The sequence below is a fragment of the Nocardia takedensis NBRC 100417 genome (assembly GCF_000308695.1).
Classification (GTDB): Bacteria; Actinomycetota; Actinomycetes; order Mycobacteriales; family Mycobacteriaceae; genus Nocardia; species Nocardia takedensis.
On sequence record NZ_BAGG01000214.1, the window covers coordinates 1 to 5,586 of the forward strand.

Below are 5,586 nucleotides of genomic sequence, written 5' to 3' on the forward strand. Positions count from 1 at the left end.
ACGGACCCCGTCGCCACCCCCGCGGCCACCGTGGCCCACTGCTCACCCTCCGCCACCGCCAGCAGTCCGCCGCGCAACTGCGCATCGTCCGCGCCCAGCACCACCGCGCGATGTTCGAACGCGGTCCGCGTCTCGGCCAGCGACCACGCCACGTCCACGCGATTCGCCCGCTCGGCCACCGGCAGCAATCGCTGCGCGGCGTCGCGGACCGCCTCGGCGGTCCGGCCGGACAGCACCCACGGCACCACGGTCGGTTCCGCCGGCACGGGCGACGGCGACGCCACCGGCTGCCCGGTCAGCACCACGTGGCAGTTGGTGCCGCCCATGCCGAAAGAGCTGACTCCGGCCACCGGCACTTCGTCGCATTCCGGCCAGTCCGTCAACCTCGACTGCACCGCCAGCCCCCACCGCGCAAGCGGAATCCCGGGATTGGGCGAGGCGAAGTTCAGGCTCGGCGGCACCTGCCGGTGGTGGACGCTCAACGCGGTCTTGATCAGCCCGGCGATACCCGCCGCGCCTTCCAGGTGCCCGATGTTGGTCTTCACCGAGCCCACCCGCAGCGCCTTCTCCGGGGCGCGGTCAGCGCCGAGAGCAGCGCCCAACGCCGCCGCCTCGATCGGGTCGCCGACCGGCGTTCCCGTACCGTGCAATTCGACGTATCCGACCGCGGCCGCGCCGATTCCGGAGCGACGCAGCGCCGATCCGATCACCGCCGCCTGCGCCTGCACGCTCGGCTTGGTGAGACCGTCGGTGGCTCCGTCGTTGTTCACCGCGCTGCCGCGCAGTACGCAGTAGACGCGGTCGCCGTCGGCCAGCGCCGCGGCCAGCGGCTTGAGCAGGACGACCCCGCCGCCCTCGCCGCGCACGTACCCGTCGGCTCGGGCGTCGAAGGTGTGGCAGCGGCCGGACGGGGAGAGTCCGCCGAACAGGTTCGCGGCGATCGTGCCGTCCTCGGTGAGGATCAGGTTCACCCCTCCCGCGATCGCCATCGACGAGTCCCCGCGCCGCAGGCTCTCCATCGCCAGATGCACCGCGACCAGCGACGATCCCTGCGCGGCGTCGACGGTCATGCTGGGACCGCGCAGCCCGAGCGCGTGGGAGACGCGGTTGGCGATGATGCCCCGGTACAGCCCGCCCATCGTGTGCCTGCCGATCGCCCCGACGCGCCGACTCAGCGCGGCGTAGTCGTCGTTGATCGCGCCGACGAAAACGCCGGTCGCGGTGTCGCGCAGGGCGGCGGGCAGCACCCGCGCGTCCTCCACCGCCTCCCACGCGAGTTCCAGCATCAGGCGCTGCTGCGGGTCCATCGCGACGGCCTCGCGCGGTGAGATCCCGAAGAACGCCGGATCGAAACCGTCGACGCGATCCAGGAATCCGCCGCGCCGATTCGGCGACCCCGTCGTGCCCGCGTGCCGCGCCGGAGGGTCGGCGACCGCCTCGACGCCGTCACGCAGCAACTGCCAGAAGGCGGCGGGATTCTCCGCTCCCGGGAAGCGGCAGGCCAGGCCGACCACGGCGATCGAGGTACTGCCTGACTCGTCGAAGGATTCGGTCGTCGCCATGGGGCACCGGCCTTTCTGCGCGGGGCGCGAGAATCTGTGGGTGGTGCGAGAAGCTCTAAAGCCGTGCGGAATTCAGCGCGCAGGCCAGTATGTCGAGGAAGTCCGCCTGGTTCTCGCGGACGAAGAAGTGTCCGCCGGGCAGCGTGTGGGTCCGAAACGACGACGCGCCGTAGTCCGCCCACTCGGCCATCTGCGCGGGCGAGACCAAGTGGTCGGCGGCTCCGGCGATCACCTCCAGCGGACAGGGCAACGGTGTGCGTTCGCCGGAATCCGCGGACGCGCACACCGCCAGGTCCGCGCGCAGCAGCGTCAGCGCGGCCGAGAGCCACTCCGGGTACTGCGCCAGCGCGGGTGACATTCCCCCGATGTCGAGCGACATCCGCACCAGTTCGTCGTCGGAGAGGTTGCCCAGCAACGGGATCGGCAGCAGATGCGGCGGTCGACACGCGCCCAGGATCACCGCCGACGGCAGCGGGGCGTCCCGGCGGGCACGGCGCAGAGCGAGGTGGTACGCGATCACCGCGCCCATGCTGTGCCCGTAGAAGGCGTGCGGCTCCTCGAGATACGGACTCAGCCACCGATCCAGATCGGCGACCAGCGCGGACAACTCGGTGAACGGCGGCTCGTGCACGCGGCGCTCCCGGCCCGGCAGTTGGACCGGCAGCAGGTCCAGGTCGGCGGGCGCGTCCGCTCGCGCGCCGGCGAACGCCGAGGCCGCGCCGCCCGCGTGCGGGAAGCACAGGATCCGCACGCGCCGATCCGGCAGAGGTGCCACCGTGAGGTAGGGATTCGATGACATCGACATGTCGGCCAGTGTTCAACCACGACTTAAAGCGGTTCTTAATTCGACCCGCTTTAGCTTCGCCAAAGCCGAGATCCGTAGCGTCCCGGAACAATACGAGGCGATTCCTGCCCGAACAAGGAGTTTGTCGTGAGTCGAACCGTTGTCATCGCCGGAGGTGGACCGACCGGGTTGATGCTCGCCGGGGAGCTGAGGCTGGCCGGCGTCTCGGTCGTCGTGCTCGAACCACGGACCGAGATCATCGAGCACTCCCCCGGGATGGCGGTGCACGGGCGTTCTCTCGAACTGCTGGACCAGCGCGGACTGGGCGACGACCTCCGCGACCAGGGCATGTTCGCCTGGCCCCGCACGCCGTTCGCCTTCCTCTGGCTCGATCTCGACAGCGTGGGTCCCGAGGACTACACCTACGCCCTGCCGCAGTGGCGGGCGGAAAGGCTGCTGGACGGCTGGGCGACCGGGTCGGGCGCCGACGTGCGGCGCGGTCACACACTCGTCGATTACACCGCGGACGAGTCCGGCGTCACCGTGACCGCCCGTTCGCCGGAGGGCGAGTACGAGCTGCGCGCGGCCTACCTGGTGGGCTGCGACGGCGGGGACAGCACGGTCCGGCGACTGGCGGGCATCGACCGGCCCGCCCACGAATCATCCTCCTACTACGGCGTTCTCGGTGACGTGGAGATCGCCGAGGGCGAGCAGTTCGATGCCGGACTGCACCCCGCAGGCGTGTTCGGCGTGATCCCCATCTGGCCCGGCACGCTGCGGCTGATGACCATCGAATTCGGCGCGGAGCGGCCTTCCGCGGACGTCCCTGTCACCGAAGCGGAGCTCACCGCGAGTATCGAGCGCATCGTCGGCAAGGCGCCCGAGATCGCGCGGACCCGCTACCTCGCCCGCTTCGGCGAACAGAGCACGGTGGCCGAGCGGTTCCGCGACGGCCGGGTCCTGCTCGCGGGCGACGCGGCCCACACGTCGTTCATCTCCGGAACACAGGGCCTGAACGCGGGTCTCCAGGACGCGGTGAATCTGGGTTGGAAGCTGGCCGCCGCGATCCACGGCCACGCGGGCCTCGGCCTGCTCGACACCTATCATCAGGAGCGTCATCCCGCCGCGATCCAGGCTTGCACGCACGCACGCGCCCAGATGGCGCTCATCCACCCGCTGGCCGAGATCACTCCCCTGCGTCGTGTCTTCGAGGACCTGCTTCGGTTCGAGGACGTCAACCGCTACCTGCTGCGGATGCCCACCGGAGTCCGCTGTCCGACGCCGGGGCCGCACGACCACGACCTGGTGGGCCGACGGCTCGGCGGCGTCGTCCTGCACACCGCCGAAGGCCCCACGACCGCGGCGGCGACGCTGCGTCACGGCCGCGGTGTACTGCTCCGATTCACCGACGACAGCGCCGCCGGCGGCGCGGTGAAGGCATGGGGAGGACGCGTGGACAGTCTGGCGGCCGAACCGGTCGACGACATCGACGCGCCCCTGGTCCTGCTGCGGCCGGACGGGCACGTCGCCTACGCGGGCACGGACCCCCGGGCCCTCGACGGCGCGCTGCGGACCTGGTTCGGCGAACCAGACCGCTGACCGAACCGCGACGAGCTTCGTGTATCCGGGCCGCCGACGCCCCGGTCACGGTCACGGCCGCACACCCGCGCGGGCGGGTGTGCGGCCCCCCGTCATCATCGGCCGGTCGGCGCGCCGAACCACCGGAGCAGCGACTCCCGGAGCCCCTCCTTATCGTCCGGTCGGTCGGTCGCCCAGGCGACCCGTCCGTCCGGACGCAGCAATATCGCCGCAGCGGCGATATCCGCCGTCGGTTCGGCAATCACCAGATCGACCCGGTCGGTCCAGCCGGTGTCGCAGATCGCCGTCAGGCCGCCGCCGAAGCTCAACAGCACACCGCGCCCCGAACCGAGCAGCGCGGCCGAATCGGTCTCGCCACCGGCACACCCGACCCGCGCCGCCAGTCGCTCGCCCACCAACCTGTGTGCCTGCTCGTCGCTTTCCGGCGGATAACGCACGTCGAGCCCGCCCGCCAACCGCACAAAGTAGTTGTTCACCTCGCGGAAACCGATGAGATCCGCGATGATCCGCCGCAACGGCGCCATGCGGGTCAGCGGCGTCAACAACGCCACCTGCGCCTGCGTAGTCAGGCAGGCGCGCTCCGCCACCGGATGCCGTTCCCGGTGATAGGTGTCCAGCAGCCCATCGGGCGCGTCACCGCGGACGGCCGCCGCCAACTTCCAGCCCAGATTCACCGCGTCCTCGAGTCCGGTGCCCAGCGCTTGTCCGCCGAGTGGGAAGAAGGTGTGCGCCGCGTCGCCGGCCAGGAACACCCGACCGCTGCGGTACGCGACAGCGTTGCGCGTCCGGTGGAACCAGCGTGACAGCCACAGGACCGAATCCTCGGTGATCCGCTCGTCGAGTTCGACACCACTGACGTGCCGCACGTGCGCGCGCAGTTCGTCCAGGCCGACCGCAGCGTCCGGAAGTGGCGGCGCGACACCGAACTCACCGGTCGACACCCGCACGACCGAGCCGCCCGACGGCGCGACATTGAGCAATCCGCGCTCGAATTCGTGCGCGCCGAGATATGCGAACAGGGCGTGGTCCGCGGGGAGGGTCACCTCACCGACCAACCCGTAGTACGGCGTGTCGAAACCGTCGAATTCGAGTCCTGCGGCGTCGCGGACGACGCTGTCGACACCGTCGCAACCCACCACGTAACGACACCGCGAAACCGAGCGGACACCGTCCTGTTCGATGTCGAGTCGCACGCCGTCCGCATCTTGCCCCACCCCAACGACGCGGCATCCGCGCCGCACCTCGACGCCCAAGCCGAGTGCATGCTGTTCGAGTCGACGCTCCAGCGCGGACTGTGGCAACACGTGATTGAACGCCCGCGGCTCGGGCAACAACGTCGCGTCAGCCCAGATCTGCGCGAAGTGGGAGCGCGGCAGCGGAAAGCCCTCGGCCTCGAGCCCACGCTGCGCCAACAACTCCACGACCGTGGGATTGATCGCCATGCCCATCGCCGACGCGTTCGGTTCCGGTGAACTCTCCAGCACCACCGTCCGGATTCCACCAAGGCCGAGTTCACCGGCCAGCATCAGACCGACCGGGCCTGCGCCCACCACCACCACCGGTGGATCCAAATTGCGATTCATTGCCATGCGCGCCAGTGTGCGACCACGACTTAAAGCCGGACCAAATCCGCGAGACCGC

Annotated in this window: 4 protein-coding genes; 1 reads left to right on the forward strand and 3 read right to left on the reverse strand. The window is 70.4% G+C overall.

What is annotated here, in order from left to right; translation table 11 throughout:
- Both ON30_RS28155 and ON30_RS28160 read right to left on the reverse strand, forming a co-directional pair.
- Positions 1–1,562 (reverse strand): beta-ketoacyl synthase N-terminal-like domain-containing protein (locus ON30_RS28155; protein WP_169334959.1); only part of this gene is annotated, 1,562 nt, incomplete at its 3' end.
- A 55-nt stretch (positions 1,563–1,617) separates the two neighbouring features.
- Positions 1,618–2,367 (reverse strand): thioesterase II family protein, encoded by a 750-nt coding sequence (locus ON30_RS28160; RefSeq protein ID WP_063719955.1) that lies wholly within the window; start codon positions 2,365–2,367, stop codon positions 1,618–1,620.
- A 126-nt stretch (positions 2,368–2,493) separates the two neighbouring features.
- On the opposite strand from ON30_RS28160, the gene ON30_RS28165 reads away from it, so the two are divergent.
- Complete coding sequence (locus ON30_RS28165; protein ID WP_040712086.1) at positions 2,494–3,945, forward strand: FAD-dependent monooxygenase; 1,452 nt, start codon at positions 2,494–2,496, stop codon at positions 3,943–3,945.
- Between the two features lie 95 nt (positions 3,946–4,040).
- On the opposite strand, the gene ON30_RS28170 is transcribed toward ON30_RS28165, so the two are convergent.
- Positions 4,041–5,586, reverse strand: a 1,546-nt coding sequence (locus ON30_RS28170) for an FAD-dependent monooxygenase (RefSeq protein ID WP_157183873.1), incomplete at its 5' end; no start/stop codon positions are given.

Bases quoted from the DNA above. Each gene is read 5' to 3' on its own strand.
- ON30_RS28160 (WP_063719955.1), bottom strand. From the start codon at position 2,367: ATGTCGATGTCATCGAATCCCTACCTCACGGTGGCACCTCTGCCGGAT.